The organism is Bradyrhizobium sp. UNPA324, from assembly GCF_006658635.1.
GTDB classification, from domain to species: domain Bacteria; phylum Pseudomonadota; class Alphaproteobacteria; order Rhizobiales; family Xanthobacteraceae; genus Bradyrhizobium; species Bradyrhizobium nanningense.
On sequence record NZ_LFJD01000004.1, the window covers coordinates 2592233 to 2607589 of the forward strand.

The following is a 15357-nucleotide window of genomic DNA, read 5'->3' on the forward strand; positions in this document are numbered from 1 at the left end:
CTGGGACCTCACTCATTGTGCGCTGTCGCGCCGCTACCGTGAGACAAGCGGACATCGCGGATCTGTGAGCATACGCCTAGGACGGCCCTCCGGTGTCCTCCTTGTCACTCCCACGGGCGACGATCTTGAGTCCTTTATCAGGCAGCGGACGCTGCAAGGATTTTGCTTCGTCCCACGGCGCACGAAGCCAAATGTTCCACTCCTCGGGCGAAGTCAGGAGGACTGGCATGGCCTTAGGATGTATCGGTTCGACGACCGCGTTTGGGCTCGTCGTGAGAAACCCATAGACCTGATGCGGCCCCGGAATGGGCTTCGACTTCGTGCCGCGGTCGCCGTTGAAGGTTGACCAGATGCCGGCGAATGCAAAGAGTGGCCGCGTCTCCGCCAGCGCAAACCAAACAACATCTTTCTTCTTCGTCTCCGGATTCGGCTCCGGTGCGTATTCGGCGAAGCTGTTGGCGGGCACGAGGCAGCGGTGCTCAGGCTTGAGCCAAGCGCGCCAGTGAGGCGAGGCGGTGTTGCGGATGTTCGTCACCGGCGGACCGCCGGTGCGCGGTGGTGGCGGCATGCCCCAGCGCATCATCACCAGCGCGCGCTCGCCGCTTGCGTCGCGAATGACGGGGGCGGGGTAGTCCGGAAACACGCCGGGCATTGGCGGCAAGTTGCCTTCGTAGCGGTGGACGACACGGAAGAGTTGGGCGATGGCGGCCTGATTGGTGGTGATCGAATAGAGATTGCACATAAAAGAGTTTATTCCTACCGCTCGCCCGGCCACCAGATCGAGGGTGGGTGGCTGGCTGAAATCTTTGTCGGCCTGAGCGCTACAAGCGTACTGCGCTTATACGGGTAGCCACGCACTTGCGAACACTCCTTGCAACGCATGTAGCGTTCGAGTTCGTGGACCGGTGTGATCTTAGGACGCCGGATGACCTCGAGTGCAACGGTTTGATTGGTGTCGCAGCCAAGGCAGCGGACCTCGAGGTAGGGATATCCTCCATTGATCGCATCGCCAATGGTTGGCGATGGCTGGGCGGGACCTTTATAGCCGAGCATGCGGTAGTTCCACGCTTCGCAGGTTGTCGGCCTCTTTGCGCGCTTCCTTGGCGCGTTCGGCCGACATTTTGATCTGAGTGCCAAAGAGATATTGGCGCGACTTCGTGGACATCCGATCATCAAGGCCATGAGCCAACAGGGTTGGCAAATTATCGATTCCTAGTAGGAGGGTCGGCCGGCCAGCCACTGCCGGTCGTGGCTGTGGAAAATCTCCTATCGCTATTGCCTCGTCGGCTCCTCTTCGATGGGCTCACCGTGTTGATGCTCGAACAGCTCGCCAAGGTCGCGGCAATCGAACAGCTCCCCACAGGTGGGACAAATGAGGAAGTGATCTTCCTCGCTTGCGGGCTGCCAACCTTCGTTACGGAATTTAGGTCTCATCGCGAGCCTCCGCCTTCTTTGCTGATGCATTTACCTTGGCGCGATCCTGCCGCTCCTCGGGCGGGAGGCTCAGCACGGCCGTGTGAAGCCACGCTGGAATGGTCAGCGGATCATCAAGCGATTTCTCCGCCCATGTCCGCCAGCGATCAAACGCGTCCATCACAGGTCCTCCCTCAATCCCTTGAAGAAGGGATGCCGCACCTTTCCCTCCGCCGACTTGGCGCGGTACTCGACCTCGGCCAGCAGCTTCGGTTCGACCCAGATGCCCTTGTGCGCGATACGCTTTGCGTAAGGCTGCGTCCTGCGGCGCAGCGGCTCCAGGCGCTTCCGCAATTCGGCGGCTGATGTCTTGTCGAACCCATGGTCGACCTTGCCGGCGTAGATGAGGTCACCGCCCTTGCGGCGGCCGAGATAGACGCCGTTCCATTTTCCTTCGTCGAGCGCGAAGCCCGCGATGGTCAGGGTCTCTCGCTGCCGGCAGGCCGCTGTTGTAGGGACTGTCGCGAACCTTGGAGATCACGCCTTCAAGCCGACCTTGCAGGCATGCACGAACATCTCGCGCCCTTCCAGCTCGAAGCTCTCGCTGAACTGCACGTCGGTGCCGGAAATGAGCTTCTTCAGCTCGGCCTTGCGCTGAATCAGCGGCAGACGGCGGATGTCGCGGCCGTTCAGATACAGCAGGTCGAAAGCGACCAGCACGATCTTGGACGACTTGCCCTTGAGTTCATTCTGCAGAACGGAGAAATCAGTCGTGCCGTCGGCGGCCGGGACAACGACTTCGCCATCGACGATCGCCGAGCCCGCCCTGATATGCCACGCGTCATTGGCGACTTTCTTGAAGCGTTTGGTCCAGTCGTGGCCGCGCCGGGTATAGATGGTGACCGCTTCATTGGCCAAGTGAAGTTGGACGCGATAACCGTCGAACTTGATTTCGTGAATCCACCGCTCCCCGGACGGCACCCTCTCGACGGAGGATGCCAAGGCCGGTTCGATAAAGCCCGGCAAAGGCGCCTTGACGCCGATCGCCGGGGACTTCCGCTGACGCTGGGACGCCACCAAACAACTCCACGCAACAAACTCATTTGATTCGAATCTTTCGGCGCCGATTCGTTCCGAGTTCGCCGTCGCTACAGAGAAGCTTTAGGAACAAACTGAATCCTCTGTGGTTTTCGCAGCGCATGGAGGTGCAACATGGCTAAAGCAAAGAAACAGACCGCTCGCGGTCGCAAGCAAGATCGCGCGCGGGTGGCGGGCGGGCAGAAATACGAAGTCAGCTACGAGGCCAAGAAGACGGGCCGCTCCGCCTCTGCCGTGAAGAAGGCGGTCAAGAAGGTGGGCAGCAGCCGAAAGAAGGTTGAGCGCAAGCTGAAGGGGCGTTGAGCTTCATCTTTAGGCTGTAGATCCGCAGGCCACCGCTGACTCGGTGAAAGTCAGCGCTTGGTCCTGAGGTGCCAGTAGCCGACCAGCGCTCGCCACTCAAAGATGATGACGGTGCCGCCGATCAGCGCCGTCCCGATGACGGCCATGATCAGGATCATTTCCAGCATCGAATCACCTCGCCCTGTTGGGAGATTCCTAAGTACCAAAGGGAATGGTTATTCCTAGTATATCTTTCGATGGATGTTTGAATCCTTGGTCCATGTTCGTCTGCCTCGCTGAAGACGAGGAACGGGATACAGTCGGTTCAGTTCAGCTCCCATGCCGCGCTACCATTTCGATTTGATCGATAGCAAAACTGTTGCTGACCACGGCGGACAAGTGCTCGAAGACGTGTCGATGGCAATTCAGGTCGCGAACCGTCTAGCGCGTGAATTGTCAACGGCTCGTCCCGAATTGCGTGGCAAAGGCTACAAGGTGCTGGTCACCGATGAAGACGGCGAGCGTATCCACGAAGCCCCGTTAGACTAATCGGAGCACCGCCAAGAATCTTCTCAACTCAGGAACTGCAGCAATCGCCGTGGATTTGAGTCGTTGCTAGCTCGCCGCCGAGCTGGCGGAGCGGCCCCGGCCATACCCCAAGCCCCCCTGCATGCCGGGGCCGTCTCTCCGCCAACGCGCAGTTTCGGAGTAAGCGTATGCGTTCATCGCCCTCGGTCGTCCCGACCGATCGCCTCGACCGGGACATCTATCTGGTGCTTAAAGATTTCGGCGCACGCGCCGGCTGCGCCTGGCGCGAGACCGACGAACAGGACACGGACCGCGATACGATCATTCGCGATCTGCTCTCAGGCCAATACACTTATCCGGTGCGGATCGTCGCCTTCAATGCGATCGAGGGTACGCTCGCGATGCGACCAACGAGATTGCAGATGAGTTGGCAGAGGCTGCCGCCAGGGACGCAGAGATCACGCCGGCCTTGCAGGCCTTCGTCGAAGCCAACGCGACGCGACCTTTTGGACTTCAACTGGCGTTACCGCTGCGCGGAGCGGCCTAGCTCTTATCACGACCGGCGAAGTCGTTTGACACGTCGGGCAAAACACCGGCGGAATAGCATCATCGAGACGAGTTTGTTTTGCACCCGCGCCGGATTTTCCGCCGCAGGTTTTTTGCGTCCCGATCCATTGTGATTGAATTTACAGAGAGAGATTGCAGATGAATGAGATCGTCCTATCGAAGAACAAACGCTCCGAAGTGGCATTTGCGAGGGAGGCTGCTCGCAGGACTTTGAAGGGGCGGACCATGACGGAAATCAAGTCCCTCGCGCGGACGCAGACCTTGCAGGCCGTGAACACGCTGGTGCAAATCATGCGGGACAAGAAGGCCCCGGCGTATGCGCGCGTCTGCGCGGCGAATTCGCTTCTCGATCGCGGCTGGGGCAAGTCGTTGCAGCGCATTGCAAGCGAGGACGGCACGCCGCTTGAGTTCCTTCACCGCATCGAGCGGGTCATCGTCCATCCCGGAGACCCAGTGAACGATCCAGTGATTGACGCCACTATTGAGGAATCCGTGCGGCGGGTGCCGCTCAGTGTTCTCGGAAGTGTCGGCGCGACAAACGATTTCGACGTCTCTCACGAAGACGTCTGGCTGCAATCGCAGGAGCAGGCATGAGCGAAATACTTCAGAAGCTGCTCCAAGCGCGGGCTGAGCCGAGTCCCGAAGCGAAATGGCCGCAATGGATCGTCGACGTGATTGCGTACAGGCCGGAGAGCCCAGCTCCGGTGGTGGGCTCGCCAACAAAGGCGGTCCCACTGGAAGCCGACGAGCGACGCAACATTCGGGTGCTGAGCCGCGTCTCGAGCAAATGAAGTTTAAGAAGCCCGCGGGCAACCGCGGGCTTTCTTCTGGCGGTAAAGAGGTGCGCCAGGTCCCGTACTCATAAGGGTCGAGCGGACATCTTCCGAGCAGCCGGAGCATGACTGCTTGTGCCCTCAGCCGACTTGGGTGTTGTCCCGATTTGCTCTGAATGCTAGATTTTATCGACATCATTCCAGTTAGGATTGATGGGGCGGGTGGGTAATCAGGCTTACGGACTGCCACCTGCCATTGGAAATTGGAATACTGTAGCCATAGGCCCCGCCTCCGGACGCATTCCAAAGTCGGCTGGGAGTGTTCATTTTATTTCATTCTCTCCGTTCTTCCCATTGACTCGGAGGCGGGCTTTTTCTGTCTAACGCGTTAGAAAAAGCCATTCGCCATGTCTCTTTTCAGAAGCCAAGCCTGCTGCGCGGCAGGTAATGACCATTCAAGCGCAACGCGAGTTTACTTCTACGTTTTCGCCTTCATACTCTGGGCAGCCTGCGTTATTGCCTTCGCGAGCACCGCGTCGGCGCAATGCTCAGCCCGGGATGTCTTGCACAACCAGCTGCAGCTTAAGACGCGTTCGACCCCAGCGCCCCAACAGCCCATCATGTCCGCTCGCGACGTTGCGACATGGAAAGCGATTACAATAGGTACTTTCGCCGACTCTCTTAAGCTGCGCAACGAGCTCGATAGTAGGGGCTGCAGCGTTGGCAGTCAGGCCGCTGAAATCCTTGCTCGGCCCGCGTTCAAGATTAGCTCTCAAAGAACAAACGTGGAGCTTGTCAATATCTCGCCGGCCCAGCTTGGGTTTACGTCCGATACCGTGGCCCTGGCAAACGTTTACGCACGTGCCCAGCAGCTTGGTTTTGAACTTGCTGCGGCCGAAGTCGGCCCCCAATTGCGTATCCAATATTTCGACCAGCCCATCGGCGAATTTCTCATCGTCGGCATGGAATCGATCAAGACATGGAGCGGCGAGCCGATTATTCTGAATGTTGCAAATGGCGGCGCCGGCTTGATTCTCATCAGCCAAGATGGTCGAGCTGAGGCGGATATCCCGGTGCAATCTCGCTTCATCTTCGTCCGACCGCCTCAACCAGCAGCTAGCAGGGAATTTATTGAAACAATCGCAGCGTTTCTGCCGCTGTGAGCGAATTAACGTGTTAGCGTCGAATGCCAAGTCGTGGCCCATCGGGCGATCTTCGATGTCCGCTGTCGAGGGACGAGCGGAGATCCGGAGCACCTAGAGTAAGTGATTCAGGAGTACCGCCCTACGCCGCCGCGGGCCCGAACCACCGCGTCAGCGCCTCCTCGAGCCCGTGCTGGCCCTCGTCTCCCACCCAGGCCACGTGCCCGTCGGGCCGCATCAGCACGGCGCCGGGCGTGGCGCCCCGCCCGAGGACCGGAAGCTCCCACACGCCGTCGTAATCGCCGTCGACGACATCGATGCGATCCGCCCACGGGGCCACGTCGACGCCGCCGCGCTGGCCGAAATTGAGCAGCATGCCGCGCGCGCCGTGTAGCAGCGTGAACAGGTTCAGCTTCCGTCCTTCGACGGTCAGGTCGAGATCGGGCATGCGCCGGCCGAGCAGCACGTGGCCTTCGCCGAGATCGTAGGCGATGTCGAGCCCGCTCATCATCGCGCCGAAGCGCCGGCGCGGTTCGTCCATGGCGAGCAGCTCGGCGATCGCCTCGCGCGCGGCCTTGCGGCCGTCGTCGCCGCGGCGGAGCAGGGCGATCTGCGCCATGGTGTTCTTCAGCACGCGCGCGGCCACCGGATGACGCTCATCGTGGTAGCTGTCGAGCAGGCTGTCCGGTGAGACGCCCTTGACCACCTGTGCCAGCTTCCAGCCGAGATTGACGGCGTCCTGCACACCGAGGTTGAGGCCCTGTCCACCGACGGAGTGATGGATATGCGCGGCATCGCCGGCGAGCAGCACGCGGCCCTTGCGATAGGATGCAGCCTGCCGCGCCGCATCGGTGAAGCGGGAGATCCACGCCGCGTTTTGTAGTCCGAAGTCGGTGCCGTACACGGCGACGAGCGCGTCGCTGAGATCGCGCAAACTCGGCTGGCTGGTAGCCGCGAGGGTTGCTTCCGTCACCACGGCCAGCACACGTCCGCTCTCGCTTCTGCTGAGGCCGTGAAAGCCGAGCGCATCGTGACGCAGGCCGAATTCCGGCGCCTCGCGCATCTCGACCTCGGCCATGAGGTTGCTGAGCGTTGGTGAGGAGCCGGGGAAGTCGATGCCGGTGGCCTTGCGCACCAGGCTGCGGCCGCCGTCGCAGCCGACCAGATATTTTGCGCGCAAGCGCTCGCCGCCGGACAGCGTCACCTCGACGCCGGTCTCGTGCTGCGCAAAGCCCGTGACCTCGCGCCTCCGATAGATCGGGACGGCGAGCTGTTCGACCCAATCGGCCAGGATGCGCTCGATGCGGGTCTGCCGCAGCTTGAGCCCGTAAGGGTGCCGGGTGGGGAGATCGCTGATGTCGAGCCTGGTCCAGGCAAAGCCGGCGAGCTGGAGGATCTCTCCTTCGCGCAGGAAGCGGCCCGCGATGCCGCGCTGATCGAGGATCTCGAGGGTGCGGGCGTGCAAGCCGCCGGCGCGGGTCTCGACAATCGTTTGATCGGGACGCCGCTCGACGATTGCGACGTCGACATCGGCGAGCGCGAGCTCGGCGGCTAGCATCAGCCCGGTTGGGCCGCCGCCGGCGATCACGACGGCGTGGTCGGTCGGCGTTTCCATCGCGTCGGTGCCCTGGGCGCTGTGGCGTGAACGGGACGGCGGAAGCAGGACGGGCACGTTGACCCCTTCGGCTGGTTGCTTTGGATGTTCGTTGGGGCGGGGGGTCTACGGCGGGGCGGGGACTTGAAGCAAGCCCGTTGCGCACCACATATTGAGTTGGGAGGAGGATCTCCTTCGTCCGCGTTCGCCGCGTTGACTCGTCGGGCAAAACACCGGCATATTGGCATCATCGAAAGAGTTGAGTTCAGCCCGCGCGGGAGCCATCCGTTGCGGGTTTTGTTTTGGCCGACGCTCAGCAAACGCCCGTGGTTCGCTGCATGACGTCGGCGAGTTCCTCGAACGAGAACGGTTTCCTTATCATCGGCAGGCCGCCGCGCCGGGGCTCGCGACCGGACAATTGCAGCACTTTCAACTCCGGACGGTTTCGCTTTGCCAGCTCGGCCAATTCATGGCCGTCCATGCCGGGCATGTTGATGTCGGTGATGAGGATGGAGATCTCCAGGTTTTGCCTGAGCCGGTCGAGCGCCTCCGGTCCGTTTTGGGCTGAGATCACCTCGTAGCCGAGATCTTCCAGCATGCCGATGATCACGTCGAGGACGGCGGGCTCGTCATCAACGACCAGGACAGTGTGGTTCATCGCGCGAACGTTCCTTCTGAAAGGCATCAACGCGGCACTCGTCGGGGTGGTTCCGGCGGGCCTAATCGTCCTTCGACAAATCGCCGGGCTCGCCAGGAAGGTCGATCGTGCCGCCTTCGCCGCGCGCGAGATCGCGACCGCCGTCGGCGCTCTCGCCGGGCTCTTCGACGATCGCCCCTCGCCTGTCGCGCGCCTTGTCGCTGCGCGGTCTGGCTCCGGACAGGTTTCGCGATCTCTGCTGTGATGTCGTCTTGGGTGTCATCGGGCGATCCTCCCGATCGGCTAACTTTCGCCGAGCCGGTAAGTTCGTTTGACTCGTCGGGCAAAACACAGGCAAAATGGCATCATCGAAAGAAGTTTGGTTCAGCCCGCGCGGAGAATTCTGCGGCGGGCTTTTTCATTTTCGAGATGGGTTTTGACACGTCGGGCAAAACACCGGCATGATGACATCATCGAGACGAGTTTGTTGACCCGCGCGGACATCATCCGCTGCGGGTTTTTTCGTCTCGATTTCAGAATCGGACGGTGGCCGCGCATCCGGCCACGCACTCGACGTAACGTTCATGGAGCGTCCGATCGGCGCGCCGCCGTCCGAACCATTGCAGGCCGTGCACGCGCGAACGTGCCGGCTCGCGGCGCTGGGCCGATTGCCCGCGCCGCTGCGGTCTCCGGAATATACGGAGATAGGGGTCGCGCCCGAAACGATCGCGCTTCGCTTGACGCGATCTGCCGCGCATTTTCTTCGCATGGAGAGAAGATGACCACCTATCCGATATCGCTCGCGCTTACGAGCCGGACAAGCTGATGGGATATTGCGTGACGCTGTATTTCGCGAAGCTCCTGGTCTGGGACAAGGTCCTCGGTTTGGGTTCTACCGACGCCCTGGCGGGATTTTGCGGCGATTATGGCCAATCTCGTGGTCTCCTTCTACTTTGCCAAACGCCGCTTCGAAAACGTTGCAAGGATCATCAAGCGGTGAAGATGGCGGACGACGAAATCAAGGCCATCGTTGCCGAGACGCTGGTCGAGCAGCACAGACTCCATCAGGAGAGCATCGATGCGATCGTCTCGAAGGTGGTGGCGTCGGTGCTGGCTTCTCTTGGAATCGAAGATGACGATCGGAAGGAGCTCAGAGTAGACTTCCAGCATCTGCGGCGCTGGCGGAAAAGGGTCGAACAGGCGCAGAGTTATACGTTCAAGGCCGTGATCACGGTGGTCGCAACCGGCTTGATGGGGGCGGTCTGGCTGGGCGTCAAGGTCGCGCTGGGCAAGTGAGGCTCCCCGACGTCGCCGTGCGACGGAGCGAATTCGTCCCTCGTCGATGGATACGTCATGTACAGAATTCGTATTGTCGATGCGTCTGATGATGACGTTGCCGACACCTTGGCCGATCTTCACCAACTGACGTTTTTCGATGCTGCGGCAATGCCTCAGTTCGACCTTGGAGCGTGGTGGCTGGCCTATCGCGGTAATGACGCAGTCGCCTTTGCCGGTGTCATGCCGTCGACGCTTGTCCGAAATAGCGGCTACTTCTCCAGGGTCGGAGTTTTGCGGCGGCATTGGGGGCACGGCCTTCAGGTGAGGCTGATGCGAGCGATCGAGGCGAGGGGACGCCGCATTGGATGGGACAGTGTGTTTCGGATGCAACGGACAAAATTTCATCCAAGCAGGCTATCGGCTCTATGAGCCGGAGATCCCCTGGGCCTGGTCGCATACGCTTTACTGGCGAAAGCGGCTGCGCTGACTGGGTGGGGTGCGTTTCCCGTGGTGCGGAACGTGGCCTGCAATGGCTCATAAGAGGTGCGGCGCAGCCTGTGTGCGCATAGCGAGAAGCTCGGCAGCCTGATGGCTGCCGGGCTTCTTTTGCGTTTACGGGCGATGCAAGCGGGACACTTGCGAAGTTGGCGGCGCCGGGCTTTAAGTTTGCTATTGCAGGAAATTCGGCGGCCATAAGCCGATGTAAGGGAGCGCCCTCGATGCCCACCAAACCTCAATTGCCGGAACGCTCGTCGCGAGGGACGGGAGGGCTGACTGCGCTCGATGGTCTCTTGGTCATCGATTTTACGCGTGTCGTTGCCGGCCCGGCCTGCACCCAGACGCTCGCCGATTTTGGCGCACACGTCATCAAGATCGAGAATCCCGACGGCGGCGACGACACGCGGGCCTATGAGCATGCCGAGATCGGCGGCGAGAGCGCCGCCTTTCTCAGCCTGAACCGCAACAAGCGCGGCATTGCGCTTGACCTTTCCGTACCTGAGGCCCGCGAGATCGCGCTGGACCTGATCCGCAAGGCGGATGTGGTCGTGGAAAATTTCTCAAGCGGGGTCATGAAGAAGTTCGGGCTCGACTATGAGGCAGTCGCGCCGCTCAATCCACGGTTGGTCTATTGCTCGATCTCGGCCTACGGACGCTCGGGACCGTTCGCCTCGCGCCCCGGCTTCGATCCCATCACGCAGGCGGAAAGCGGCTTCATGTCGCTCAATGGATTTGCCGACGGTCCGGCGGTTCGTACCGGCCCACCCATCGTGGACATGGCGACGGGGATGTCGGCCTGTAATGCCATCCTGATGGCGCTGCTCGCGCGGGACCGGCTCGGCCGCGGGCAGCATGTCGAAGTCGCTTTGTTCGACGTCGCGATGGGGATGACCGGCTTCTACGGCATGGCCTATCTCATCAACGGCGAAAATCCCGGCCGGTTCGGCAATTCGCCGAGCGGCTCCCCCACCGTCGGCGTCTATGAAGCCTCAGACGGGCCGCTCTACATGGCCTGCGCCAACGACCGGCTCTATCGCCGGCTCGTGGTCGAAGTGTTCAACCGGCCAGATCTCATCACCGATCCGCAGTTTGCGACGCGCAAGACCCGTTCCGAGAACAAGGAGCTCTTGCGCGCAGCCATTGCGGAGGTTTTTGCCAGCGATACCCTGGAGAACTGGATGGCGAAGATGAAGCAGGCCAAAATTCCGGTTGGCTATCTCCGGACCGTGGAGGAGGGGTTCAACGCGCCTGAAGCTCGCGAGCGCCAGCGCCTGAACCGGATTCCGCACCCGACCGCGGAATGGGTGCCCAACATCGAGCCGCCGATTACCATGAGCCTGACTGGCACGGTCGATCCCGTTGCTGCCCCGCTGTTAGGGGAGCATACCCAGGACGTCTTACGTAATATTCTCGGTTATGACGCGCGTCGGATCACGGAAGTCACCCAGAAGGGAGTTTTTGGGGCGAGCAAGCCTTCCACGGGCTAGGCCCGCGCGATCAGTCCCCGGCGTCGGGACCGCCGGCTTTAAAGCAAGGCCGGCGGCGTTGGCTTGATTTGGCGAAGGGGTGGCCGCATAAATACGTGAAGTGAGGGACAGAATGGCGCCTGGTCGAAAGCCGAGCATGGGTCAGCCCACCGGGTCGGAAGCCGGCGAACGCGCCTATGCGGCGATGATCGCGAGGGCTCAGGCCCTCGTGCCGCGGCTACGCGAGCGGGCGGCGCGAACGGAGGAGTTGCGGCATCTCCCGCCGGAGACCGAAAGGGATCTCCACGATGCCGGCCTGTTCCGAATGCTGCAACCGGCACGGATTGGCGGCGCCGAGCTCGATTATGTCGCGCTCGTCGACTGCGCCGAGTTGCTCGGACAAGCGGATGCGTCGGTCGCCTGGAATCTCGCCAATCTGGCGAGCCATCACTGGATGCTCGGCATGTTCGAGCCGAAGGCGCAGGATCTGGTCTGGAGCCGTGATCCGGACGTGCTGATCGCATCCTCGTTCATTTTTCCCGCCGGACGCGCGACGAAAGTCGAGGGCGGATACCAGCTGCGCGGCAGCTGGCCATTCTCCTCCGGCGTTGCCTCGTGTGAATGGAACATGCTGGCAAGCGTTGTGTACTCCGAAGACGAGGCGGACGGCATCGAGTATCGCATCTTTCTGCTGCCGAAGGGCGACTACAACGTGCTCGATACCTGGAATGTCGCAGGGCTGCGCGGGACGGGGTCGTGCGACGTGGAGGTCAGGGATGCCTTCGTGGCTGACCACATGACGATTGCCGTTGGCGACCTCTCAGGCGGCCCGGCACCGGGAAGCAAGGTCAATCCGAATCCGCTGTATGCGCTGCCCGTGTTCTCACTGTTTCCATACGTCCTCTCCGGCGTCGCGTTGGGGAATGCGCAGGCGTGCCTCGACGACTACACGGAGGTCGCGCGTCATCGCATTTCGACCTATAACCGTGCCAAATTGAGCGACTTTCAGAGCACCCAGATCAAGATCGCGGAGGCTTCGGCGAAGATCGATGCCGCACGCCTGATCATGCGATCGGCGTGCCTCGATGCCATGGAGGAGGCGCGGCGCGGTCACATCCCTGATATGGCGACCAAGACCCGATATCGGCGCGATGGATCTTTTTCAGTGAACCTATGTACGGACGCGGTCTCGATGCTGTTTGCCGCCAGCGGCGCGCGCGGCCTGTTCACGAGCGGTGTGTTGCAGCGGCAGTTCCGCGATGCTCACGCCATCAACTCGCATCTCGCGTTCAACTTCGATGCGGCCGGAACCAATTATGGACGCGTGGCGCTGGGCCTTCCGTCCGAAAATCTCACGCTGTGAGGCCGGCTGATGAATGATCTGCCGCAGCAGGCGGCCGGACCCGATCCAGCCAATGAGTTCGCGAGCGACAGCTCGTCGATCGATCCTCGAGACTTTCGCAACGCGCTCGGGACCTATGCGACGGGCGTGACGATCATCACGGCCGCGGCGCCTGACGGCAAGCCCTACGGGTTGACATGCAATTCGTTCGCCTCGGTCTCGCTGAATCCGCCGCTGGTGCTGTGGAGCCTCGTCGTTTATTCCTCGAGCTTGACCATCTTTCAGAACGCCAGCCATTTCACCGTGAACGTGCTTGGCGCTTCGCAGCAGGCGCTCGCAAGCAAATTCGCGAAATCCTCGGACGACAAGTTCACCGGCGTGGACTGGACGCCGGGCCTCGGCCAAGCGCCGGTGCTTGCCGAGAGCGTCGCGAACTTTCAATGCCGTTCGGTGAATCGCTATTATGGCGGCGACCACGTGATCTTTCTCGGCGCGGTCGAGGCCTATACCTACAACACCACCGAGCCGCTGCTGTTCGCGCGAGGGGCGTTTGGCCGGTTTCTCTCGGACGACGAGCGCAGCAAGTCACCTTAGCATGCGTCGGGCCGCGCTCGACAGCTTAGCGGTCTGCTGCTGAAAGCTTGTAAATCTCCAGCGCGTCCGCTTCGGCGCCGCGCGCGGCCTTGGCCAACCTGAACAATTGTCCTGCAAGCGAGGCCATCGGCACTGGCGTCGACGTCGCCTGTGCGACGTCGGCGACCGTATCGAGATCCTTGAGCATCGTGGCAATGTGACCAAGCGGTGGTGAGTGAATGCCTTGCACCATCCGCGGCACGAAAAGCTGAAGCGGAATGGAGTCCGCAAAACCGCCGGCGAGCGCTACAGGCAGACGATTGGCATCGATTCCGGCGTTGACGGCGAGGCGCGTGGCTTCGGCCAGCACGGCCATCGCACAACCGACGATCACCTGATTGCACAGCTTCGTGGTCTGGCCGGCGCCGGTCGGGCCCATGTGGGTGAACCTGCGCGCCATGGCCAGCACGTAAGGCCGGACTCGCTCGATATCGTCCGCTTCTCCGCCGGCCATGATCGCAAGCGTGCCTTCCTCGGCGCCCTTCGTCCCGCCGGACACCGGTGCATCGATCCAGCCAGCACCATTGGTGTCTTTCAGCCGCTTTGCGAGGTCGCGTGCAGCGTCGGGGTGTATTGACGAAAAGTCGACGACAAGCTTGCCTGCGCCGGGCGCCGCTGCCAGCCCCTCGGGCCCGAAGATCACCTCCTCGGCGGCCGTCGCATCCGTCACGCACATGAAGGCGATATCGGAGTTCACCAGGAGATCGCGGGGTGTGACTGCACGCTTGGCACCGCCTTCGACAAGCGGAGCCATTTTGCCCTCCGACCGGTTCCAGACAGTGACCGGATAGCCGGCCTTGAGCAGACGACGCGTCATCGGCGTTCCCATCAGGCCAAGGCCGAGATAGCCGAGCCTCTCGGCGCCTTGCGGGTTTGCCTTGCTCGCATCAGCCATAGGTTGCCTCCCTCTGTCGCAGCGCGAAGCCGCTTTACCATACATTGCGTATCGGACGGCAAAACCGCCTGGTTCGCATGGCTTGCCTGAATGTTTGAACCATGAAACATTTGAGGCGGTCGGGGTGGGTGGCGCCGGTCGGCGCTGGAGCAGCGGAGTGGGCACGATGCGAACCGTTTCAAAGTGGATCCTGGCTTTTGGGACGGCGGCGGCCGTGAGCGCAGGGGCAACCTCATCATGGGCGCAGCAGACGATCCGCGTCGGCTGGACGATCCCAGCCGAGGAGTCCAAGTATTGGATGATGCGCCGCCCGGCTGAATTTCCCAATATCGGCAAGGCCTACAACATCGAATGGACCCAATTCCAGGGCACTGCGCCGATGACGCAGGCCCTCGCGGCTGGCGCGCTGGACTGCGCGACGCAGGCGCCTCTGTCGCTTGCGAATGGCGTCGTCGGCGGCAATCTCAAAGCCTACATCGTGGCGCAGCACGTGTTCGAGAAGCCCGGCGGTTTCTCGGTCTATTGGGCCGTCAAGGATGGCTCGCCCATCAAGACGATCGCCGACCTCAAGGGCAAGACCGTCGGCATTTCCGTGATCGGCGGCGGTACCCAAGGTCCGTTCAATCTGCTCCTGAAGCAGAATGGTGTCGATCCGACCAAGGATATCAAGCTGGTCGAAGTCGGTTTTGCGGTCTCCGAGGACGCGCTGCGCCAGGGCCGCGTCGATGCGGTCAACATGAACCAGCCGTTCGCCGCGCGCGCGGAGGCGAAGGGCGGCACAAGGAAGCTCTTCTCACTGTCCGAGGCCATGCCGAACATCGTGCACATCCTGGAAGCCTGCCGCGCCGATTTCGTCGACAAGAACCCTGAAGTGGTCAAGGCCTATGTCCGCGACATCACCTCGGGCATGAAGAAGGCGCTGGCCAACCGCGAGGAAACCCTCAAGGTCGTCAATGAAGTGCTGAAGGCGCCCATCCCGGTGCTCGAGACCTACCTGCTCAAGGACAACGATTTCGGCCGTGATCCAGGGGCGGCGCCGAACTTCCCGGCGATCCAGAAGATGCTCGACATCTACGCCGAGACCGGAATGCTGCCGAAACTGGATGTTGCGCAGTTCAAGCATCCGTCGATCGTCGCTCCGCTCCAGTAGGCAATCGAGCGAACGATCCGGACGAGGATCTAGCCGCGTCCCGGAGGATCAGGGATGAGGC

15 protein-coding genes and 5 pseudogenes are annotated in these 15357 nt (G+C 61.6%); 12 read left to right on the forward strand and 8 right to left on the reverse strand.

Annotation, left to right across the window (positions count from 1 at the left end):
• Nucleotides 1-76: 76 nt before the first annotated feature.
• The 4 genes and pseudogenes from UNPA324_RS12715 to ligD form a co-directional block, all read right to left on the reverse strand.
• A complete protein-coding gene (locus UNPA324_RS12715; protein ID WP_128917772.1) occupies nt 77-742 on the reverse strand; it encodes an SOS response-associated peptidase in 666 nt (221 codons plus the stop codon).
• Between the two features lie 14 nt (nt 743-756).
• Nucleotides 757-1165, reverse strand: a pseudogene (locus UNPA324_RS35710) (hypothetical protein).
• A gap of 258 nt (nt 1166-1423) precedes the next feature.
• Entirely contained in the window at nt 1424-1594 is a 171-nt protein-coding gene (locus tag UNPA324_RS35120; RefSeq protein WP_164936029.1) for a hypothetical protein, read from the reverse strand.
• Nucleotides 1594-2490: pseudogene (ligD, locus tag UNPA324_RS36170) on the reverse strand (non-homologous end-joining DNA ligase). Before ligD ends, UNPA324_RS35120 begins: the two are co-directional and overlap by 1 nt.
• Nucleotides 2491-2625: 135 nt before the next feature.
• Between ligD and UNPA324_RS12730 the strand changes: the two are divergent.
• The 5 genes and pseudogenes from UNPA324_RS12730 (at nt 2626) to UNPA324_RS12750 (ending at nt 5824) form a co-directional block, all read left to right on the forward strand.
• Nucleotides 2626-2814: a DUF3606 domain-containing protein gene (locus UNPA324_RS12730; protein WP_128917773.1), complete on the forward strand. Its 189-nt coding sequence runs from the start codon at nt 2626-2628 to the stop codon at nt 2812-2814.
• Nucleotides 2815-3132: 318 nt separating this feature from the next.
• Nucleotides 3133-3342, forward strand: a complete 210-nt coding sequence (locus UNPA324_RS12735) for a DUF6894 family protein (RefSeq protein ID WP_141934822.1) — start codon at nt 3133-3135, stop codon at nt 3340-3342.
• Between the two features lie 167 nt (nt 3343-3509).
• Nucleotides 3510-3868 (forward strand): annotated as a pseudogene (locus UNPA324_RS12740) (hypothetical protein).
• Between the two features lie 158 nt (nt 3869-4026).
• A complete protein-coding gene (locus UNPA324_RS12745; RefSeq protein ID WP_245471930.1) occupies nt 4027-4482 on the forward strand; it encodes a hypothetical protein in 456 nt (151 codons plus the stop codon).
• A 799-nt stretch (nt 4483-5281) separates the two neighbouring features.
• Nucleotides 5282-5824: a hypothetical protein gene (locus UNPA324_RS12750; protein ID WP_347338723.1), complete on the forward strand. Its 543-nt coding sequence runs from the start codon at nt 5282-5284 to the stop codon at nt 5822-5824.
• Nucleotides 5825-5945: 121 nt separating this feature from the next.
• Here UNPA324_RS12750 and UNPA324_RS12755 read toward each other — a convergent pair whose 3' ends face one another.
• The 3 genes from UNPA324_RS12755 to UNPA324_RS12765 form a co-directional block, all read right to left on the reverse strand.
• Nucleotides 5946-7475 carry an FAD-dependent monooxygenase gene (locus UNPA324_RS12755; protein ID WP_141934823.1) on the reverse strand — a complete coding sequence of 510 codons (1530 nt, stop codon included), beginning with the start codon at nt 7473-7475 and terminating at the stop codon, nt 5946-5948.
• A 235-nt stretch (nt 7476-7710) separates the two neighbouring features.
• A complete protein-coding gene (locus UNPA324_RS12760; RefSeq protein WP_128917883.1) occupies nt 7711-8055 on the reverse strand; it encodes a response regulator in 345 nt (114 codons plus the stop codon).
• Between the two features lie 61 nt (nt 8056-8116).
• Nucleotides 8117-8317 (reverse strand): hypothetical protein, encoded by a 201-nt coding sequence (locus tag UNPA324_RS12765; protein WP_128917882.1) that lies wholly within the window; start codon nt 8315-8317, stop codon nt 8117-8119.
• A gap of 518 nt (nt 8318-8835) precedes the next feature.
• Between UNPA324_RS12765 and UNPA324_RS36175 the strand changes: the two are divergent.
• The 6 genes and pseudogenes from UNPA324_RS36175 to UNPA324_RS12790 all read left to right on the forward strand — a co-directional run.
• Nucleotides 8836-9034 (forward strand): annotated as a pseudogene (locus tag UNPA324_RS36175) (hypothetical protein); the annotation flags it as partial.
• On the forward strand, nt 9031-9330 hold the full coding sequence (locus UNPA324_RS12770) for a hypothetical protein (RefSeq protein WP_141934824.1): 300 nt from the start codon (nt 9031-9033) through the stop codon (nt 9328-9330). The pseudogene UNPA324_RS36175 and the gene UNPA324_RS12770, both read left to right, overlap by 4 nt.
• A 57-nt stretch (nt 9331-9387) precedes the next feature.
• Nucleotides 9388-9799: pseudogene (locus UNPA324_RS12775) on the forward strand (GNAT family N-acetyltransferase).
• A gap of 232 nt (nt 9800-10031) precedes the next feature.
• Complete coding sequence (locus UNPA324_RS12780; protein WP_164936052.1) at nt 10032-11297, forward strand: CaiB/BaiF CoA transferase family protein; 1266 nt, start codon at nt 10032-10034, stop codon at nt 11295-11297.
• Between the two features lie 136 nt (nt 11298-11433).
• Nucleotides 11434-12639: an acyl-CoA dehydrogenase family protein gene (locus UNPA324_RS12785; protein ID WP_245471928.1), complete on the forward strand. Its 1206-nt coding sequence runs from the start codon at nt 11434-11436 to the stop codon at nt 12637-12639.
• 9 nt (nt 12640-12648) lie between these two features.
• Nucleotides 12649-13212, forward strand: coding sequence for a flavin reductase family protein (locus tag UNPA324_RS12790; RefSeq protein WP_128917878.1), 564 nt, complete (start codon nt 12649-12651; stop codon nt 13210-13212).
• 25 nt (nt 13213-13237) lie between these two features.
• Here UNPA324_RS12790 and UNPA324_RS12795 read toward each other — a convergent pair whose 3' ends face one another.
• Nucleotides 13238-14146, reverse strand: a complete 909-nt coding sequence (locus UNPA324_RS12795; RefSeq protein WP_164936051.1) for an NAD(P)-dependent oxidoreductase — start codon at nt 14144-14146, stop codon at nt 13238-13240.
• 166 nt (nt 14147-14312) lie between these two features.
• Here UNPA324_RS12795 and UNPA324_RS12800 point away from each other — a divergent pair, with 166 nt between their 5' ends.
• On the forward strand, nt 14313-15296 hold the full coding sequence (locus UNPA324_RS12800) for an ABC transporter substrate-binding protein (RefSeq protein WP_164936050.1): 984 nt from the start codon (nt 14313-14315) through the stop codon (nt 15294-15296).
• Nucleotides 15297-15357: the final 61 nt, after the last annotated feature.

Bases quoted from the DNA above. Each gene is read 5' to 3' on its own strand.
- UNPA324_RS12795 (WP_164936051.1), bottom strand. From the start codon at position 14,146: ATGGCTGATGCGAGCAAGGCAAACCCGCAAGGCGCCGAGAGGCTCGGC.
- UNPA324_RS12735 (WP_141934822.1), top strand. From the start codon at position 3,133: ATGCCGCGCTACCATTTCGATTTGATCGATAGCAAAACTGTTGCTGAC.
- UNPA324_RS12730 (WP_128917773.1), top strand. From the start codon at position 2,626: ATGGCTAAAGCAAAGAAACAGACCGCTCGCGGTCGCAAGCAAGATCGC.
- UNPA324_RS12780 (WP_164936052.1), top strand. From the start codon at position 10,032: ATGCCCACCAAACCTCAATTGCCGGAACGCTCGTCGCGAGGGACGGGA.
- UNPA324_RS12745 (WP_245471930.1), top strand. From the start codon at position 4,027: ATGAATGAGATCGTCCTATCGAAGAACAAACGCTCCGAAGTGGCATTT.
- UNPA324_RS35120 (WP_164936029.1), bottom strand. From the start codon at position 1,594: ATGGACGCGTTTGATCGCTGGCGGACATGGGCGGAGAAATCGCTTGAT.
- UNPA324_RS12715 (WP_128917772.1), bottom strand. From the start codon at position 742: ATGTGCAATCTCTATTCGATCACCACCAATCAGGCCGCCATCGCCCAA.
- UNPA324_RS12800 (WP_164936050.1), top strand. From the start codon at position 14,313: ATGCGAACCGTTTCAAAGTGGATCCTGGCTTTTGGGACGGCGGCGGCC.
- UNPA324_RS12790 (WP_128917878.1), top strand. From the start codon at position 12,649: ATGAATGATCTGCCGCAGCAGGCGGCCGGACCCGATCCAGCCAATGAG.
- UNPA324_RS12760 (WP_128917883.1), bottom strand. From the start codon at position 8,055: ATGAACCACACTGTCCTGGTCGTTGATGACGAGCCCGCCGTCCTCGAC.
- UNPA324_RS12750 (WP_347338723.1), top strand. From the start codon at position 5,282: ATGTCCGCTCGCGACGTTGCGACATGGAAAGCGATTACAATAGGTACT.
- UNPA324_RS12765 (WP_128917882.1), bottom strand. From the start codon at position 8,317: ATGACACCCAAGACGACATCACAGCAGAGATCGCGAAACCTGTCCGGA.
- UNPA324_RS12785 (WP_245471928.1), top strand. From the start codon at position 11,434: ATGGGTCAGCCCACCGGGTCGGAAGCCGGCGAACGCGCCTATGCGGCG.